General features: G+C 55.6%; 15 protein-coding genes. 5 read left to right on the top strand and 10 right to left on the bottom strand.

Annotation, left to right across the window (positions count from 1 at the left end):
• Positions 1-11: 11 nt before the first annotated feature.
• Entirely contained in the window at positions 12-1,388 is a 1,377-nt protein-coding gene (locus tag J9880_RS15635) for an APC family permease (protein ID WP_095922549.1), read from the bottom strand.
• Positions 1,389-1,849: 461 nt separating this feature from the next.
• Positions 1,850-3,268, bottom strand: a complete 1,419-nt coding sequence (locus J9880_RS15630) for a glutamine synthetase family protein (protein ID WP_119822945.1) — start codon at positions 3,266-3,268, stop codon at positions 1,850-1,852.
• A gap of 371 nt (positions 3,269-3,639) precedes the next feature.
• On the opposite strand from J9880_RS15630, the gene puuD reads away from it, so the two are divergent.
• The 3 genes from puuD to J9880_RS15615 are packed head-to-tail and all read left to right on the top strand — an operon-like array spanning position 3,640 to position 6,369.
• On the top strand, positions 3,640-4,443 hold the full coding sequence (puuD, locus tag J9880_RS15625) for a gamma-glutamyl-gamma-aminobutyrate hydrolase (protein ID WP_095922551.1): 804 nt from the start codon (positions 3,640-3,642) through the stop codon (positions 4,441-4,443).
• A 4-nt stretch (positions 4,444-4,447) separates the two neighbouring features.
• Positions 4,448-5,005: an HTH-type transcriptional regulator PuuR gene (puuR, locus tag J9880_RS15620; protein WP_095922552.1), complete on the top strand. Its 558-nt coding sequence runs from the start codon at positions 4,448-4,450 to the stop codon at positions 5,003-5,005.
• Between the two features lie 50 nt (positions 5,006-5,055).
• Positions 5,056-6,369 (top strand): NAD(P)/FAD-dependent oxidoreductase, encoded by a 1,314-nt coding sequence (locus tag J9880_RS15615; protein ID WP_131693707.1) that lies wholly within the window; start codon positions 5,056-5,058, stop codon positions 6,367-6,369.
• A gap of 41 nt (positions 6,370-6,410) precedes the next feature.
• Here the strand turns inward: J9880_RS15615 and J9880_RS15610 are convergent, their stop codons facing one another.
• On the bottom strand, positions 6,411-6,605 hold the full coding sequence (locus J9880_RS15610; RefSeq protein WP_162928528.1) for a hypothetical protein: 195 nt from the start codon (positions 6,603-6,605) through the stop codon (positions 6,411-6,413).
• A gap of 194 nt (positions 6,606-6,799) precedes the next feature.
• Between J9880_RS15610 and J9880_RS15605 the strand changes: the two genes are divergently transcribed.
• The gene (locus tag J9880_RS15605; RefSeq protein ID WP_095922555.1) at positions 6,800-8,527 is read left to right on the top strand and encodes a potassium/proton antiporter; all 1,728 of its coding nucleotides are present in this window, start codon (positions 6,800-6,802) and stop codon (positions 8,525-8,527) included.
• 50 nt (positions 8,528-8,577) lie between these two features.
• Here the strand turns inward: J9880_RS15605 and osmE are convergent, their stop codons facing one another.
• On the bottom strand, positions 8,578-8,910 hold the full coding sequence (gene osmE, locus J9880_RS15600) for an osmotically-inducible lipoprotein OsmE (protein WP_095922556.1): 333 nt from the start codon (positions 8,908-8,910) through the stop codon (positions 8,578-8,580).
• Positions 8,911-9,152: 242 nt separating this feature from the next.
• On the opposite strand from osmE, the gene J9880_RS15595 reads away from it, so the two are divergent.
• Positions 9,153-9,752, top strand: a complete 600-nt coding sequence (locus J9880_RS15595) for a cupin (protein WP_408637206.1) — start codon at positions 9,153-9,155, stop codon at positions 9,750-9,752.
• 6 nt (positions 9,753-9,758) lie between these two features.
• Here the strand turns inward: J9880_RS15595 and J9880_RS15590 are convergent, their stop codons facing one another.
• The 6 genes from J9880_RS15590 to J9880_RS15565 form a co-directional block, all read right to left on the bottom strand.
• Positions 9,759-10,235, bottom strand: a complete 477-nt coding sequence (locus J9880_RS15590; RefSeq protein ID WP_232769566.1) for a GNAT family N-acetyltransferase — start codon at positions 10,233-10,235, stop codon at positions 9,759-9,761.
• 65 nt (positions 10,236-10,300) lie between these two features.
• The gene (locus tag J9880_RS15585) at positions 10,301-11,926 is read right to left on the bottom strand and encodes a methyl-accepting chemotaxis protein (RefSeq protein WP_232769565.1); all 1,626 of its coding nucleotides are present in this window, start codon (positions 11,924-11,926) and stop codon (positions 10,301-10,303) included.
• A 211-nt stretch (positions 11,927-12,137) separates the two neighbouring features.
• Complete coding sequence (locus J9880_RS15580; protein WP_095922560.1) at positions 12,138-13,205, bottom strand: ABC transporter ATP-binding protein; 1,068 nt, start codon at positions 13,203-13,205, stop codon at positions 12,138-12,140.
• The gene (locus J9880_RS15575) at positions 13,198-14,967 is read right to left on the bottom strand and encodes an ABC transporter permease (RefSeq protein ID WP_195817328.1); all 1,770 of its coding nucleotides are present in this window, start codon (positions 14,965-14,967) and stop codon (positions 13,198-13,200) included. Before J9880_RS15575 ends, J9880_RS15580 begins: the two co-directional genes overlap by 8 nt.
• Positions 14,968-15,054: 87 nt before the next feature.
• On the bottom strand, positions 15,055-16,143 hold the full coding sequence (locus J9880_RS15570; RefSeq protein WP_095922562.1) for an ABC transporter substrate-binding protein: 1,089 nt from the start codon (positions 16,141-16,143) through the stop codon (positions 15,055-15,057).
• Positions 16,144-16,341: 198 nt separating this feature from the next.
• Complete coding sequence (locus tag J9880_RS15565; RefSeq protein WP_232769564.1) at positions 16,342-17,232, bottom strand: SDR family oxidoreductase; 891 nt, start codon at positions 17,230-17,232, stop codon at positions 16,342-16,344.
• Between the last annotated feature and the right edge of the window lie 107 nt (positions 17,233-17,339).

The following is a 17,339-nucleotide window of genomic DNA, read 5'->3' as shown; positions in this document are numbered from 1 at the left end:
AAGGGCAAAAATCACGCTTCCGGCGCTATCTCCCCGCTCATTTGCGGAGGCTGCTTACGAAACGCATTGGTGATGAACGCCAGATACCCGAGGCCAATCGCGCCCCAGACTAAGCCCAGAGTCATCGAACTCGATTCCAGGTTCAGCCACAACGCACCGACGGTCAGCGCACCAATCACCGGCAGGATCAGGTAGTTGATGTGATCTTTCAGCGTGCGGTTACGTTTTTCACGAATGTAGAACTGTGAAATCACCGACAGGTTCACGAAGGTGAACGCCACCAGCGCGCCGAAGTTAATCAGCGCCGTCGCGGTTACCAGATCAAAGGTCACCGCAGACATCGCCACCACACCGACCAGCAACACGTTGAAGGTCGGGGTACGCCATTTCGGATGCACATAACCGAACAGTTTTTCAGGGAATACGCCGTCGCGGCCCATCACGTACAGCAGACGGGAAACCCCCGCATGTGCAGCCATGCCGGATGCCAGAACGGTTACACAGCTGAAGCACAGAATGACGGACTGGAAGAACTTGCCTGCCACGTACAACATGATTTCAGGCTGAGAAGCGTCCGGATCTTTGAAACGCGAGATATCCGGGAAGTACAACTGCAGGAAGTAAGACACCACGACGAAGATGACGCCGCCAATCAGCGCGGTCAGGAAAATCGCTTTCGGGATAACTTTACCCGCATTTGGCGTTTCTTCTGACAACGAACTGATACCGTCGAAGCCCAGGAACGAGAAGCACAGAATGGTCGCCCCGGTGATCATCGGCACCACGTGCGCATTCTCACTGAAGAATGGCTTGGTGGTCGCCAGCGTGCCCATGCCCTCGCCCATGTAAACGCCACGGACTAACAGACCCAGGAACACCACCATGATCGCCACCTGCACGACAACAATAATGCTGTTCAGGTTAGCCACGATCTTGATGCCGCGCAGGTTGAAGGCGGTCATCATACCGACCAGCGCCACGACAAATATCCACGACGGCACGCCAGGGAAGATGGCTTCCAGATAGATTTTCGCCAGCAGGATGTTGATCATCGGCATGAACAGGTAGTCCAGCAGTGATGACCAGCCGACCATAAAGCCGACGTGCGGGCTGATGGCTTTTTGCGCGTAAGTATAAGCAGAACCGGCAGACGGGAAACGCTGCACCAGTTTGCCGTAGCTCACGGCGGTAAACAGAACGGCGATCAGCGCGAAGATGTACGCGGTTGCGACGTGACCATCGGTCAGGCCGGAGACGATGCCGAACGTATCGAAAATAGTCATCGGTTGCAGATAGGCAAGACCCATCATCACCACCTGAACCAGTGTCAGGGTTTTACGCAGTTGTACGCGCTGAGTGGCCGGAGCGGCAGATGCATTAGCAGACATGGTTCAGCCCTCCCTGAATTGCAGACACCGGGCGCTTAAACGCCTCTGAACGCAACGTACAGGGAAAACTTCGTGAGTTATTACCAGTAAACGGGGGGTAGATCTTCACGTCGCTGAACGCGGAGGTGAAGGCTGTGCGAATTTGGCCGCAGCTGAAAGAAGCACCGGCGGGCACCGGTACAGGTTTGAAGTATTGCCCCATGTTACATTTCCTCATAGTGGCGACCGTTTTTGATTTGGGGTCGCACACGAACCTTGTTATCTATCCGGATCTGGGTCCGGCCTCTGTTAAATTAGTTTGGGTACTGCATATACAAAAAAAATAACCGGCGCCTTTAAGCGTCGGTTATCTGCAGTGCGGCGTATTTTGCACAAATCATGCATAAATGACAACATTCAGAGGCGTTGAGTTACAAATTCTTTTCCGGCATTGAACATGATGCGCGTATTCGTTAACCGTATTACGCGTTACGTAACATCCAGTCTATTTCTGTTTCCGTCACCCTTCGCTCGAACTGCAACAGTTCATCGGATTTACAGGTGTGATAAACCTGCGAGAAACGCTCGCCGAGGATTTTTTTCAGCGCAGGCTGGTCATCAAAATCATACAGCGCGTCGCTCTGGCGGATTGGCAGCGGAATACCTTCCTGTTCCAGACCGTTACCGGTGACCGGTTCCGGCAACGGCAGGTCGTTATCCAGACCATACAACATGCCCGCCAGCACGGTGGCGACCACTAAATATGGGTTGGCATCGGCACCGGCCACGCGGTATTCCACACGGTGATCGGCAGTCCCGCCGCACGGCACACGCAGTGCAACAGTACGGTTATTATGGCCCCACGACGCCTGCGTCGGCACATACATGCCCGGCTGGAAGCGGCGGAAGGCATTGACGTTTGGCGCCAGCACCGCCATCGAGGCAGGCATCAGCGCAATCATGCCGGCGAGAGAGCGTTTCATCAGCTCTGAATCTTCGCCATTGGCACCGGCAAAGAGATTTTTGCCGTTGTCGTCGAGCACGCTGAGATGGATGTGCATCCCGCTGCCCGCGTATTCGTCGTAAGGTTTCGCCATAAAGGTGGCGTCCATCTCGTGATTTTCTGCCACCAGCCGCACCAGACGTTTGAGCATCAGGGCGTAATCGCAGGCACGCAGAATATTTTCACTGTGGTGCAGGTTAATTTCGAACTGGCCGGGCGAAGATTCCGCCACCGCGCCATCCGCCGGTAGCCCCTGAATGTGCGCCAGACGGTCAATGTCACTGAGCACATCGGCGAAATGATCGAGATTATCCACCGAGTAAACCTGAGTGTGCACGCTGCGTTCCTGGGTGCCCGGCGTACACGGCGGCTGGATATAGCCTTCCGCATCCCGCTGCCTGTCGAGCAGATAGAACTCCAGCTCTACCGCTACCACCGGGAATAAACCCCGCTGGCGCAATGTTTGCCAGATATGGTTCAGCACATTGCGTGGTTCAACGTTAAAGGGAGTGCCATCTTCGTCAAGCATGGTCAGTAACAACTGGCCGATGTGTTCGGGGTCGGCGGCAGAAGGCGTTAAGGTGCCGGGGACCGGTACGCAGGTGCGGTCGGGTTCGCCCAGTTCCTGGCCTAATCCGGCTTCTTCCACGACATTACCGAGAATGTCCATGGCGAAAACCGATGCCGGGAAATAACAGCCTTTTTCGAGTTTACGGAGTGCTGAGACGGGAATGCGTTTGCCGCGGAAGGAGCCATTGAGATCGGTGAGCAGGACGTCGACGTGAAGGGTTAGCGGGTGACGCTCCAGGTATTGAGACACTTCATCCTGGAACGCGCTACTTCGCTCTTCAGCGTGCTTAGCGAGGGGTTCGCTAATCTCTTTTTTGATTTCGTTCATCAGTTCAGTCGCTTGCATAGGTTATCCGCCATTTGCTGGTTTCCGGCATATCAGGCACCACCATGGTGCCAGCCGGTCATGCTTTACCGGGTAATTACTCTGTTCAACGCAGTGCTCTCATGGTGATGGGATCCTCTCGCTTTATGCTCAAACTGCTTATGTCCGAGCCGTTTATTGCTCAAAATAACGGCCATATCATTAACCCTAGCCTTAACATTAATTATTTGCAACACCTACATTCGCGCAACATATCCGTTTGAAAAGCGACCAGTGCGCTGCTAAATTGGTCAATGAAAGGTCAATATTCTGAGCAGTCACGTGCGGGGAGGCGCGGGCTGTCAGTCAATTTATCTACTCAACGAGGCGGTATTATGGGCAATATATCTTCCACGGCATCCACGGGGAAAGAGACCCTTTACAGACCGGTCATTGGGGTAGTGATGTGTGAAAACACGGTTGATGAAAACCCTGCCCTCACGGTCCATGAAAAGTATCTGGACGCCATTTTTAACGCCGATGCCCTTCCCGTCTGTCTGCCGCACGAACTGGCAGCACGCGAAGGGGCGATAGACCAGATTCTGCGCGGTCTGGACGGCATCTTCCTCACCGGCAGTCCCAGCAATATTGAGCCACATCAGTACGGTGAAGAAGGTGTCGAGGCGCTGGCCGATCCCGGCCGCGACCGCCTGAGTTTGCAGCTTATCCGCGCGACGCTGGATAAGAAAATCCCGCTTTTCGCCGCCTGCCGTGGTTTGCAGGAGCTGGTGGTCGCCACCGGTGGCAGTTTGTACCGCAAAGTGCAGGAGGTGCCGGGCTATATGGATCACCGCGAAGACACCACCCTGCCGCATGACAATCAATATGACGTGGTGCATCCGGTGCATATCGAACCGGGCGGCTTACTTTCAGAATTATTACCCGATTATCAGCAGTTTCAGGTGAACTCCCTTCACGGTCAGGGAGCCAACCGTCTGGGGCCGGAACTGACCGTGGAAGCACGCGCACCGGACAATCTGGTGGAAGCCGTGAGTGTCCGCAATCATCCGTTTGCCCTTGGTGTGCAGTGGCATCCGGAATGGCACAGCCTGACAGACCCCGTGTCGCGTCAGCTGTTTAACGCTTTTATTGCTGCCTGTCGCAACGGCCATCAGGTCCGGAGCGCCGTAGAGGAATAAACGGATGAGCGAAGTCAGTCTGGCGCCTGGTCGCCGGCTTTCTGAAATTCGCCAGCAACTCGGGATGTCACAACGCAAAGCCGCCGAGTTGTCTGGCCTGACACATAGCGCCATCAGCACCATTGAACAGGATAAAGTCAGCCCCGCCGTCAGTACGCTACAAAAATTGTTGCGGGTGTACGGGCTGTCACTTTCGGAATTTTTCGCCGAAGAGAATAAGAGTAATGAGCCGCGGATTGTGATCAATGCGGCGGATTTGATTGAGATCGGCAGCCGTGGCGTCTCCATGCGGATGGTCCACAACGGCACGCCAAACCATACCGTCGCCATGCTGCTGGAAACGTATCAGCCCGGCAGCACCACCGGCGACAAAATCAAACATCAGGGCGAGGAAGTCGGCACCCTGTTAGAAGGAGAAATCATTTTAACCGTCAACGGTCAGAGTTACCCGCTGCGTGCGGGACAAAGCTATGCCATTAACACCGCGAACCCACACAGCTTCAGTAATATTTCGTCGCGGATTTGCAGGATTGTCAGCGCACATACCCCTAATACCTTCTAGTTGTCATCGGCTCCGGGCGTGGCAACGGGAACCCAAAGAAGGATGTCACCATGAGTGCTCAAACAGGAAGTCCCCGCGCTGCCGGTGTGCCGCACACCGACAGCTATTACGCCAGTTCCGTCAACGACCACGCGCCGTGGCCGGAGCTGACGGACAATATTGAGTGCGATGTCTGTATTGTCGGTGCCGGTTATACCGGCATCTCTTCTGCTTTATATCTCTGCGAAGCCGGGTATGACGTGGTGGTGCTCGAAGCCGCCCGCGTCGGCTGGGGCGCCAGCGGGCGTAACGGCGGACAAGTGGTCAACTCCTACAGCCGCGACATTGATGTGATTGAAGACCGCTACGGACGTCAGACCGCCGATATGCTCGGCAGCATGATGTTTGAAGGCGCGAACATTATTCGCCAGCGCATCGACCAGTACGCCATCGACTGCGATTACCGTCCCGGTTGCATCTTTGCCGCCCTCAGTGCGCGCCAGCTGGCGAAACTGCGGGATCAGCAAAAGCTGTGGAACCGGTACGGTCATACTGAACTGAAACTGCTGGATGAAAGCGCCATCCGCCGCGAAATCGCCACCGACCGTTATGTCGGCGGGCTGCTGGATAAAAATGGCGGTCACCTTCATCCGCTGAATCTGGTGCTGGGTGAGGCCGAAGCGGTACGCCGTCACGGCGGGCGGATTTATGAAGGCTCCGCCGCCACGCGCATCGAACACGGCGAACCGGCACGGGTGCATACCGCCAAAGGTCAGGTCAAAGCGAAGTATGTGATTCTGGCGGGTAACGCCTATCTGAGTCAGCAACTTGCGCCGCGCCTGACGCGCCTCAGCATGCCGTGTGGCTCGCAAATTGTCGCCACTGAACCGCTGTCGGATGACATGGCGCTCTCGCTGTTGCCGAACAATTACTGCGTCGAAGACTGCAATTACCTGCTCGATTATTTCCGTCTCACCGCCGATAACCGCATGTTGTATGGCGGCGGCGTGACGTACGGCGGCAAAAATCCGCCGAATATCGATTCGGTGATCCTGCCTAAACTCAACCGCACCTTCCCGCAGCTGAAAGGCGTGAAGATTGATTACCGCTGGGGCGGCAATTTCCTGCTGACGTTATCGCGCCTGCCGCAGTTTGGCCGGCTGGAAAATAACGTCTATTACATGCAGGGTGACAGCGGACACGGCGTGACGCTGACGCATCTGGCCGGCAAGCTGATCACTGAAATGCTGCGCGGCGATGCCGAACGTTTCGATGCCTTTGCCCGGCTGCCGCACATGCCGTTCTTCGGTGGCCGCAACTTCCAGGTGCCGTTTACCATGCTCGGCGCGGCGTATTATTCCCTGCGCGACCGGCTGGGCGTCTGACGGCTGTTCCCCGCAGGTATGCTGCGGGGAACAACGATTTGTCAGGCTTTTCCCGCCACCGGAAATTCGCTGTCAGTGCCGACTTCGGGCAACTCATTCAGATCTGGCTCGATCCCTTGCGAAATGTAATCTTTTGCGGCAATCGACTGTTCATTGCCTGCCGCATCGCGGATCAGCACATGTTTGATCGCCCCGTCTTTCATCACCTCACGGTGTACACCGGTAAATTCACTCATTGTGGTTTCCTTTTTGATCAACTGCACAAAGACATTGTTCATCTCTAAGCATAGTTTTTAATTCTTAAGTGCAACTAATAAAAATCCTAAATGACCTCAGCAACGCGCTCATTTTCCTGATAAATTAAAGGCATTGTCACTGATGACGACACCGCCCGCCCCCGCGCCATTCATGCTTTACAAGGAGAACACTCTTGGACGCCAGCACGATTAATACACTTTTCTTTATTGGCGCCCTGTTAGTTGCGGCGAGCATTTTGCTCAGTTCGTTCTCTTCTAAGCTTGGCATCCCTATTTTGGTCATTTTCCTGGCAATCGGCATGCTGGCCGGTGTCGACGGGATTGGCGGTATTGCGTTCGATAATTACCCGGCCGCGTATCTGGTCAGTAACCTGGCGCTGGCGGTGATTTTACTCGACGGCGGGATGCGGACCCGCGCTTCATCTTTCCGCGTTGCCCTGTGGCCTGCCCTGTCGCTGGCCACCGTCGGCGTGCTGATCACCGCCGGTCTGACCGGACTGGCCGCCGCATGGCTGTTTAATATCAACCTGATGCAGGGCTTACTGATTGGCGCAATTATCGGCTCGACCGATGCGGCGGCCGTCTTCTCCCTGATCGGCGGTAAAGGCCTGAACGAACGTGTCAGCGCCACGCTGGAAATTGAGTCAGGCAGCAACGACCCGATGGCAGTGTTCCTGACCATCACCCTGATCGACATGATTTCCAAAGGCCAGCACGGCCTGAGCCTGATGTTTGTGGTGGATGTGGTCCGCCAGTTTGGTCTCGGCATTGTGTTTGGTGTCGGCGGCGGCTGGCTGCTGCATAAACTTATCAACAAAATTACCCTGGCGGCCGGTCTATATCCGCTGCTGGCATTCAGCGGCGGTTTGCTGGTGTATGCGGCGACCATGTCACTGGAAGGCAGCGGCATTCTGGCGGTGTATCTGTGCGGTCTGATGCTCGGCAATATGCCGATCCGCAACCGCCACGGCATTTTGCAGACCTTCGACGGACTGGCGTGGCTGAGCCAGATCGGCATGTTCCTGGTGCTCGGTTTGCTGCTGACCCCCAGCGATCTGCTGCCGATTGCCATCGCGGCGCTGGCGCTGTCGTTGTGGATGATCCTGCTGGCGCGTCCGCTGTCGGTGTTCGTCAGCCTGATCCCGTTCAAAAACTTTACCCTGCGCGAGCGGTTCTTTATCTCGTGGGTCGGTCTGCGCGGCGCGGTGCCGATCATTCTGGCGGTGTTCCCGATGATGGCCGGTCTGCCTAACGCGACACTGTATTTCAATGTCGCCTTCTTTATCGTGCTGGTTTCCCTGCTGCTTCAGGGCACGTCATTAGGCTTTGCGGCGAAAAAAGCCAAAGTGCTGGTGCCGCCGCAACCGACCCCCATTTCCCGCGTCGGGCTGGATATCGATGTGTACAACGACTGGGAACAGTTTGTGTATCAGCTGGGTTCCGACAAATGGTGCGTCGGTGCTGCACTGCGTGATCTGCAAATGCCGCAGGCAACACGCATCGCGGCGTTATTCCGGGGCAAAGAGATGCTGCATCCGACCGGCAGTACGCGGCTGAAGGAAGGCGATATTCTGTGTGTGATCGGCCAGGAAAAAGATTTACCGGAACTGGGCAAACTGTTCAGCGACAGCAATAAAGTGGTGCTGGATGACCGCTTCTTCGGTGACTTTATTTTGCAGGCCGATGCGCCGCTGGATGCGATTTCACAACTGTATGGTCTGAATCTGGAAGAGACGGTCGATCAGTCGCAAACCCTGGGGCATTTCGTGATCAAACTGCTCGGTGGCGAACCGGTTATCGGTGACCATATCGAATGGGACGGACTGACGTGGACAATTGCGGAAATGGACGGGAATCGGGTCAGTAAAGTCGGTGTGAGGATTGTGACGCAGAAGGCATAAAATTATAGCTCCCCACCCTTCGCAGGGGGAGGAGCTAAATCATTACGGTATTACTGACCGGCTTGCGGGTCTTTGTCGTAGTCTGAACAAGACTGATAGCCTTTATTCATGACATGACCGGTGTCGTTAAAGCTGACGAAGTAAGTCTGTGCTTTACCATCACGCGGCGCGACCGCATAAGTCTGACAAGTCCCTTTCGCATGAACCAGAGTCGCTTCCGTTGACGGCGGCCCTGCAATGGCACGAACCTGCGATTTCGTCATCCCGACTTTCACGTCGCTGACAACCGGCTCTTTCACGTAACTCGCTGCACGGTCGTAAGTCTGACACCCTGCCAGTACCGAAACTGCTGTAGCAACCACAAGTAACATTTTCTTATTCATAACTTCTCCTCCTGAGTATTTTTGTCTTGTTAAGCATAGAGGACATAAGGGATTTTGCCAGCCAATATGACTTCTATTTGTTGATTGCTACAGATTTTAAGTTTTTTCTGATAACCGGAAATGACCTTTTTAGCGCGGCCTGACGGACATTTTTTCTGTAAGTGAAAAGAGGATATTCAGCGCTTTTTGATCTATACATGAAAGAGGTAAGCCATTGATTGCGCGACAAGGAGCCATTCCTGATGCATTTGGATCGACGCCGGTTCGTTACTTTGCTGGGTGTTTTTGCCCTGATGCCACTCCCCCGGAAAGGCTTCGCGACGCCCAGAGAGGTTGCTATGGAGACAGTGTTGATTAACAAACCTGACGGCGGTGTGCCGAATAACACCCTGCCGGTACTGATTTATCACCGCGTCATTCCGCCTGATACCGCCGATAATGCCGGTTACCTCGAACACCTTTTCCGTTCAAACGGCTGGCCGCCACAGTGGCGCTATCCGGTGTATACCTTCACCCATTTCCACTCCAATACCCCGGAGGCGCTGGGCGTGTTTGCCGGTACGGCGAAACTGCAACTCGGCGGTGAACACGGCAAGATTATTGAGGTAAACGTCGGGGATGTATTGCTGCTGCCTGCCGGAATTGGCCATAAGCAGATTTCAGCGGATGAAGATTTTATGCTGGTAGGCGCGTATCCGCCGGGGATAAAAGCCGATTTATGCCACGACGAACTGCCGCAACTGGCAGCACGGACCAAAGCGGTGAAGGCCGTGCCGCTGCCTGCCACCGATCCGGTGACCGGACACAGTGAAGGCAGCATGCTGGTCTGGCATAAAAAGTAAAACCGGTCACAGCGGCAGCATCATCACCGTGACCTGCTCCCCCGCCTGCTCGCGTTGTTCAGCTTCCTGCCAGCCCAGACGGGCATACAATGCCTGCTGATCCGGCGTGTACAGCCACAGCGCGTCAATGCCTGCGGCGCGGGCTTTTTTCACACAGGCCCGCACCAGCGCGCTGCCGATGCCTTTTCCGCGCACAGGCGCACAGGTAAAGACTTCGCCCAGCCAGTATTCCCGTTCCGCACGATCGGCCAGTTCATAACGGATCACACTGGCGGTGCCCGCAATCCCGTGTTCATCCGCCAGCGCCACCAGGGTGAACTCATGGTGACCGGCGCTGATACGCGTCTGTAAGCGCTGACTGATCCGCGCCGGTTCCGCCCAGTTTTCAAACGCCGACCATTCTTCATGAAGAAGTTGCGAAATTGCCGGGATATGTCCCGTATTTTCTGCCAGCGAACAAATTTCCAGCCCGTTGATGACCATTCAAACTCTTCCAGATGACTGAGGTGATGTCACAATTTGTCCGGCGGCAGCGTGCCTGTCAAGCCTCAGGCCGCTGTCAGGGCAAACCGGGCCACGGCTTTTTCCAGCCGCTGCGACTGATCCAGCAACTGCCGGGATGACGCCGCGGCATGATCGGCCAGTTTGCCATTTTGCAGGGTCACCTGGTTGAGCGCCGTGATGCGTTCGGAGACATCGTGAACACTTTGCCCCTGATACTGCGTCGCTTCTGAAATCTCCTTCACCAGCGCGCTGAGGCCGTTGAAGATATGAATGATCTCTTCCAGACTCTGGCTCAACACATTGACCGATGCGGAGCCGCGACCGATTTGCTGCACGGATCCGTCAATCAGCTGATGGATACCGCGCGTCGAATGGCTGCTCTTTTGCGCCAGCAGACCGATTTCTTTCGCCACCACCGCAAATCCGCGCCCGTGCTGTCCGGCATGTGCGGCTTCAATGGCCGCATTCAGCGCCAGAATGTTGGTCTGGAACGCCACGCTGTCGATCATCGAAACGATGCTGCTCATTTCTGACGACTGGCTGACAATCTCTTTCATCGCGGTGTCCACCTGCCCCATCACTTCCCCGCCGCGCGTCGCCACGCCTTTCGCCTGCTCGGCCCGTTTGCTGGCCTGCTGAGCATGGAGGGCGTTTTCTTTCACCCGTTCATTGAGATGCGTGATGTGCTCGGTGGCGGCTTTCAGCTCTGTGCTCTGAATCGCCGCCTGTGCCGATAATTGCTCGTTACCTTTCGCCATCTGATCGATATTCAGCATGATGTGCGCAGACGCATCACGCACCTCACTGACCAGTTTTTGCAGCCCGCGCTGCATATTACGCAGGCTGACGCCCAGCTCGCGGACTTCGGTTACCCGCGCATTATCGTCTTCGACATCGCGCGATAAATCCCCGGCAGCCAGCACGCTGATCTGCCCGATCATGCGTTGCAACGGACGGATAATCCACGCAGACACACTGCGCCAGACCAGCACCGCAATCACCGCCAGAATGACCAGCGCAGCCATAAACAGCGTTTTCGCCTGCGTCAGCGCGTTGAGTAAGCGGTCGCTCAGTGACACCGCCGTGCGCTCGTTAACAGCCAGATAAGCATAATATTTCTGACTGAAATCATCCTGAAACGCCTGGATCGGCACTTCAAAGAAAGCATCAATATTGTTGTTTTTTTGCAGGCCATCCGCCTGTTCACGCAACCCGTCGCAGAACATCTGATAGCTGGCCTTCAGGTCTGTGGTGGCCGCATCTGCATGTTTGGTCATGGATTCGAACTGGTCAAACGCCTTTTGCGACGCCGCAAGCGACCCCAGCGATTCTTCCATCAGGCTGTTCCAGCTGCCGACCGAACCGGTTTCTTTATCCTGCATGTAATAAATACCGGCGCGGTTCAGTTTGTCGCTGGCCATCAGCAGTTCCATGCGGGCTTTATCCATCACAGCCTGCTGCTGGCGCAGGCTTTCAGTCGCCATCACGTTGTTGCGCGCATCCTGCAGGATGTTGGTGAGCACCACGGTGGAGAAGATTTGCAAAGCAGAAAACAGGGCGATAACGAAAATTACCCCAAAAAGTATTCCGCGCGGGCGTTTGAGGAACCCCGAACGAAACAATCTGTTGAAGGGCATTTTACCGATAAGTGAACGGGAGGTTAAATTCATGATTATTCTGCATTATTTAAACAAGAAGCAGAATTTTACTCGCGGGAAATGACAGAAATATTTCAATAAATTGTCCGACTTACGGTAATACCCTAAATAATTGAAGCTGCAGGAAGGCGGCAAGCGATGGGATCCCGATGAGCTTACATAAGTAAGTGATTCGGGTCCCTGAACGCAGCCAACGCACCTGCAGCTTTAAGTATGACGGGTATTATTTAGGGAAGATCCACACATGGTTTTCGGGAAGTGCCAGACGGCAATGCTGCGGGTCGCGCACGTCGGTGCCATACGCGCGAATGACAAAATCATCGCCAGCCGTGCGGAACAGATATTCCCAGCGGTCACCGAGATACATGCTGGTCAGCAACGGTAATTCCAGCTGATTCTCGCCCGGTCCGTCGGCCAGCACCACGCGTTCGACGCGGATCACCGCCGTGCCATCCTGTCCGGCCTGCACGCCCTCTCCCGCCTGCCCCCACAGCACCCAGCCGCTGCCTTCGATGCGCGCTTTGCCGTCGCGCACTTCAGTGACTTTGCCGTGCAGACGGTTGTTGCTGCCCATAAACTCTGCGGTAAACAGCGTTTTCGGCGAACCGTACATTTCCTGCGGCGTACCCTGCTGTTCAATTTTGCCGTTGTTGAGCAACAAAATACGATCCGAAATCGCCATCGCTTCGTTCTGGTCGTGCGTCACCATCAGCGCCGACAGCCCGAGTTTGATGATCAGTTCGCGCAGGAAAACCCGCGCTTCTTCACGCAGTTTGGCATCAAGGTTCGACAGCGGCTCATCGAGCAGGATCACCGGCGGGTTGTAAACCAGCGCACGGCCAATCGCCACCCGCTGCTGCTGTCCGCCGGAAAGCTGATGCGGATGGCGCTTGCCCAGATGCCCCAGCCCCAGCTGATTCAGCACATCCTGCACACGTTGAGTGATTTCCCCGGCTGACACTTTGCGTAATTTCAGCGGATACGCCACGTTCTCAAACACGGTTTTGTGCGGCCACAGCGCGTAAGACTGAAACACCAGCCCGAGATTGCGCTCTTCGGCCGGAATTTCGCTGCGCGGCGTGCCATCGTAGACTTTGTTTTTGCCAATGACGATGGTGCCTTTCACCGGTTTTTCCAGCCCGGCCACTGCCCGCAGTAAGGTGGTTTTGCCGCTGCCGGAAGGCCCGAGCAATGACACCACTTCGCCGCGTTTCAGTTCCATGGAAACGCCCTTCAGCACCGGATTGTCGCCATAAGTTAAGTGCAGATTGTCGACCGATAATTCAATCATGTAATTTGACTCCGAAACGAAGGGCAATACCCAGACCTAACACCACCAGCAGGATGTTAATAAAGGAGAGCGCGGCAACGATATCAATGGCACCCGCCGCCCACAGGGAAACCAGCATCGAGCCGATGGTTTCCGTGCCCGGCGACAGCAGATAGACACCGGTGGAATATTCGCGCTCGAAAATCAGGAACATCAGCAGCCAAGAGCCAATCAGGCCGTAACGCGACAGCGGAATGGTGACGTGACGGGTGATCTGCCCGCGCGTCGCACCGGTACTGCGCGCCGCCTCTTCCAGCTCCGGCCCGACCTGCAACAGCGTCGAGGAGATCAGCCGCAGGCCGTACGCCATCCACACCACGGTATACGCCAGCCAGACACTGAAAATCGTACTGCGCAGCGATCGCAGCCAGACCACCAGGTTATCGCGCAGCCACTGCGACCACGGCATACCGGAAAGCCAGCCGGATTTGAGCGCGTTATCCAGCCACATCGGCAGGAACAGAAACACCCACAGAAACGCCAGACCGGCCAGCAGCCCCGGCACCGCACGCGGCACCAGTACGCTGTAATCGAGGAAACGGGTCACGCCGTCCGGTTTACGGTGCATCGCGATGCCGATAAACAGATAACAGGCCACCGCCAGCGCACCGCCGATCACACCAATCGCCATGGAGTTGACGATAGCGCGCAGCAGGTTGGGTTGTTCCCAGATCGTGCGAAACGTATTGAGTGACAGTTCATCCCAGATGGACACGCCGACACCCCAGTTGGAGATAAACGCGCGCAGCATCACGCCAATCAGCGGAACGCCGATGGTCACCGTCAGCCAGAACGCCACCACGGCACCGGCTACCCAGCGCCATTTGCCAAGCGGCAAGGCTCGCGCCTGTGACGCCTTACCTTTCACCGTGACAAAACGGTTGGCCGTACGCATCAGGCGGCGCTGCAACATCACCAGCGGAATAGTGATACAAATCAGTACTACGGCCACCGCAGCCATCAGGTGATAAGACGGCGTACCAAGTTTGTTGGTCAGCTGATACAGATAGGTCGCCAGCACCATGTTGCCTTCCGGGTCGCCAAGCACCAGCATCAGCCCGAACACTTCCAGCCCGAGGAAAAACAACAGAACCGTGGCGTAGAGAATCGACGGGCGCACCATCGGCAGACTGACGGCGGTCATCACCTGCAACGGCGAGGCACCGGCGGTACGCGCGGCTTCTTCGACATCCGATCCGACGCTGCGCAGCGCCGAGGAGATATACAGATACGCGTGCGGAACGTGCGTCAGACCGGCAATCACAACGATGCTCGACATGTCGTAGATGTTCCACGGCACGAAACCAATGATCGACTGCGCCCACAGAGAGAAGAACCCGACCGGCCCGGCCGCCACCACATAACCAAAACCCAGCACCATCGGCGAGACGAAAATCGGCACCAGGATCAGCGGTTCAATCACGCGTCTGCCCGGTAAATCGGTACGCACCATCAGGAACGCCAGGATCCCGCCGAGCGGAATGGCGATCACCACCAGCCCGAAGGCCAGAATAAAGCCGCTTTTCAGCGCCTTGTAGAAATCCGGATCGGTAAAGATGAATCCAAAAGATTCGAGGCTCCATTCTTTCGACGGCGAAAAGAACGGCGCGGAGAGGAAACTTTGTATCACGATGAACGACAACGGGATGTAGATAACCAGCGCCGTTATCAACACCACAATGCCGCGCGGCAGGCTCTGCCACTTTCTGCGCAATGCGTTCATGTTACTTCCCTTCGGTTAGAAACAAGGAGAGCGAAATCAGGCAGGAAAAAGGAAGCGCGACGGAAAGTGACGCGCTTCGATATGCCACTACTTGGCAGCAGCGGTACGCCACTGTTTGATGTAGTCGAGGCGTTTTTTCTGTTGCAGGTATTCCAGCAGGGTTTCATCCACCGGGATGGGTTTGAGCGCATTGCCCAACATTTTGGTCATGCCGTCGATATCGTTTTTGCCTTCGATATCGTTACGGATAGACGGGATATCCGCCTGATTGGCCAGAATGCTCTGCCCTTTCTCAGACAGCACGTAGTCCAGCCACAGTTTGGCGGCGTTGCTGTTTTTCGATTCCTGACTGATGAAGGACACGCGGGAGAGCACCAGGGTGTAATCCTTCGGATAGGAGATACCGAGTGACGGATCCGTTTTGGCGCGGGCCTCGGCGTAAGAACCAAGGATGTTAAAGCCGATCAGGTTTTCGCCGGAAGAAACGCGTTCCATCATGGTGCCGGTGGAAGACTGCACCGCTAAACCGCCTTTGGCGACGTCAGCCAGCGTTTTGAAATAATTCGGATCGGCTTTGAAATCCTGCACCGACAGCATGAAGCCGAGGCCGGATTTTTCGATGTCGTAAGTCGTCACTTTTTTGTTGAATTTTTCGGTCTGGCTGGCAATCAGTTTCGCCAGTGCCGCGTGCGAGTCCGGCACATCACCGGCCGGGATCAGACGTTTGTTATAGATAAACACCACCGGCTCATAGGTCGTGCCGTAGGCTTTGTCTTTCCACACCGCCCATTTTGGTAACTGCGCCTGTTCCGGGGATTTGTATTCCTGCGCGTAGTCGGTCGCCAGTTTCAGCGCCGTGTCCATGGAGGAACTCCAGACCACGTCGCCACTGGTGCCGCCCGCCGCCTGTTCACTGATATAACGGTTGTACAGTTCGGTGCTGTTCATGTCGTTATATTCGACTTTGATACCCGGATACGTGGCCTCAAAGCCCTGAATCAGCGGGCCTGCGGCTTTGGTGTCGGTGGTGGAATAGACCACCACTTTGCCTTCTTTGGTCGCCGCATCGACGATTTTTTGATAACCGGCCGGGTAGCCCTGAGGTAATGCAGACATTGCGGAGGAAGACATCATTACAGCCGCAGCAATCAGAGAGAATCGTAAGTTGTTCTTCATTATTGTTAACCTCTAGTTACATTTGGGAAACTAAAAATCAACATAGCGCATAACATCGGGCAGGCAATGGGGTAATTTTTTTATCTTCCCGATTTGTGAGTCGGGGCGTTTTTTAGGCAATTAACACCATAAAAACCACGGAGGAAAACGCAAAACAGGCCGCCGGAATGACCTGTTTTGCGTCCGGTTCAAAGAGGATTATTTAAAATATCCGGCCGTATTTATATCTGTCAGTAAATCCGGATGCGCCGGTGTCCAGCCCAGAATATCGCGGGTGATCTGACTGGAGGTCGGATTATTCAGCGAAGCAAAATGCGTGAACCAGCCAAAGTGCGCCGTCAGATCTTGCCCGTTTTTACTGACCACCGGCAGGTTAAGGTGCTTGCCAATCAGTGTGGCAATTTCGCGAAATGGGACGCCTTCCTCTGAGTTCGCATGATAAATCGCATTCTGCGCGCCTTTCTCCAGCGCCAGCACAAACACCTTCGCCGCATCAAAACGGTGAACGGCAGGCCAGCGGTTTTCGCCTTCACCGGGATACGCTGATTCGCCTTTTTCCCGCGCCATCGCGATGATCATCGGCACAAAACCGTGGTCGCCCGCGCCGTGCACCGACGGCGGCAGCCGCACCAGTGATACCCGCACGCCCTGCTCCGCCAGCGCGGCAACCGCGAGATCAGAGGCCACACGGGGATTCTGTCCCTGCGGATCAGGTAAATCCTTTTCCGTCGCCAGACGTCCGGTGTTTACCAGCGCGGTGCCGGACGTCACGATCAGCGGTTTATCCGTGCCTTTCAGCGCCGCACCCAGTGCGCCAATTGCCCGCCGGTCTTTTTCACAATTCTCGAGAAATTTCGAAAAGTCATGGATAAACGCCGTGTGGATCACGCCGTCTGCCTGCGCCGCGCCGGACGTCAGACTGTCCGGATCTTCAATACTGCCGCGATGCACGTCAGCCCCCGCGTCAGTCAGCGCCTGCGCCGAAGCATCCGAACGGGCCAGCCCCAGCACCTGATGACCGGCACGCAGTAATTCCTGCACCACCGCAGAACCGACAAAACCCGTTGCTCCTGTCACGAATACACGCATCTTAAAATCCCCTGTGGTTGGCTGATAAAGGTGAATGGCTTACGCAGCACACTATAGGCACTGGAGAAAAGACGATCTATGCGCTAATGTCCGCATTATCTTTGCGA

Origin of the sequence: Rahnella victoriana (assembly GCF_021276285.1) — a bacterium.
Lineage (GTDB): Bacteria > Pseudomonadota > Gammaproteobacteria > Enterobacterales > Enterobacteriaceae > Rahnella > Rahnella victoriana.
Note: the sequence above shows the minus strand (reverse complement) of the source record. Positions and strands in the feature narration are given on the sequence as shown.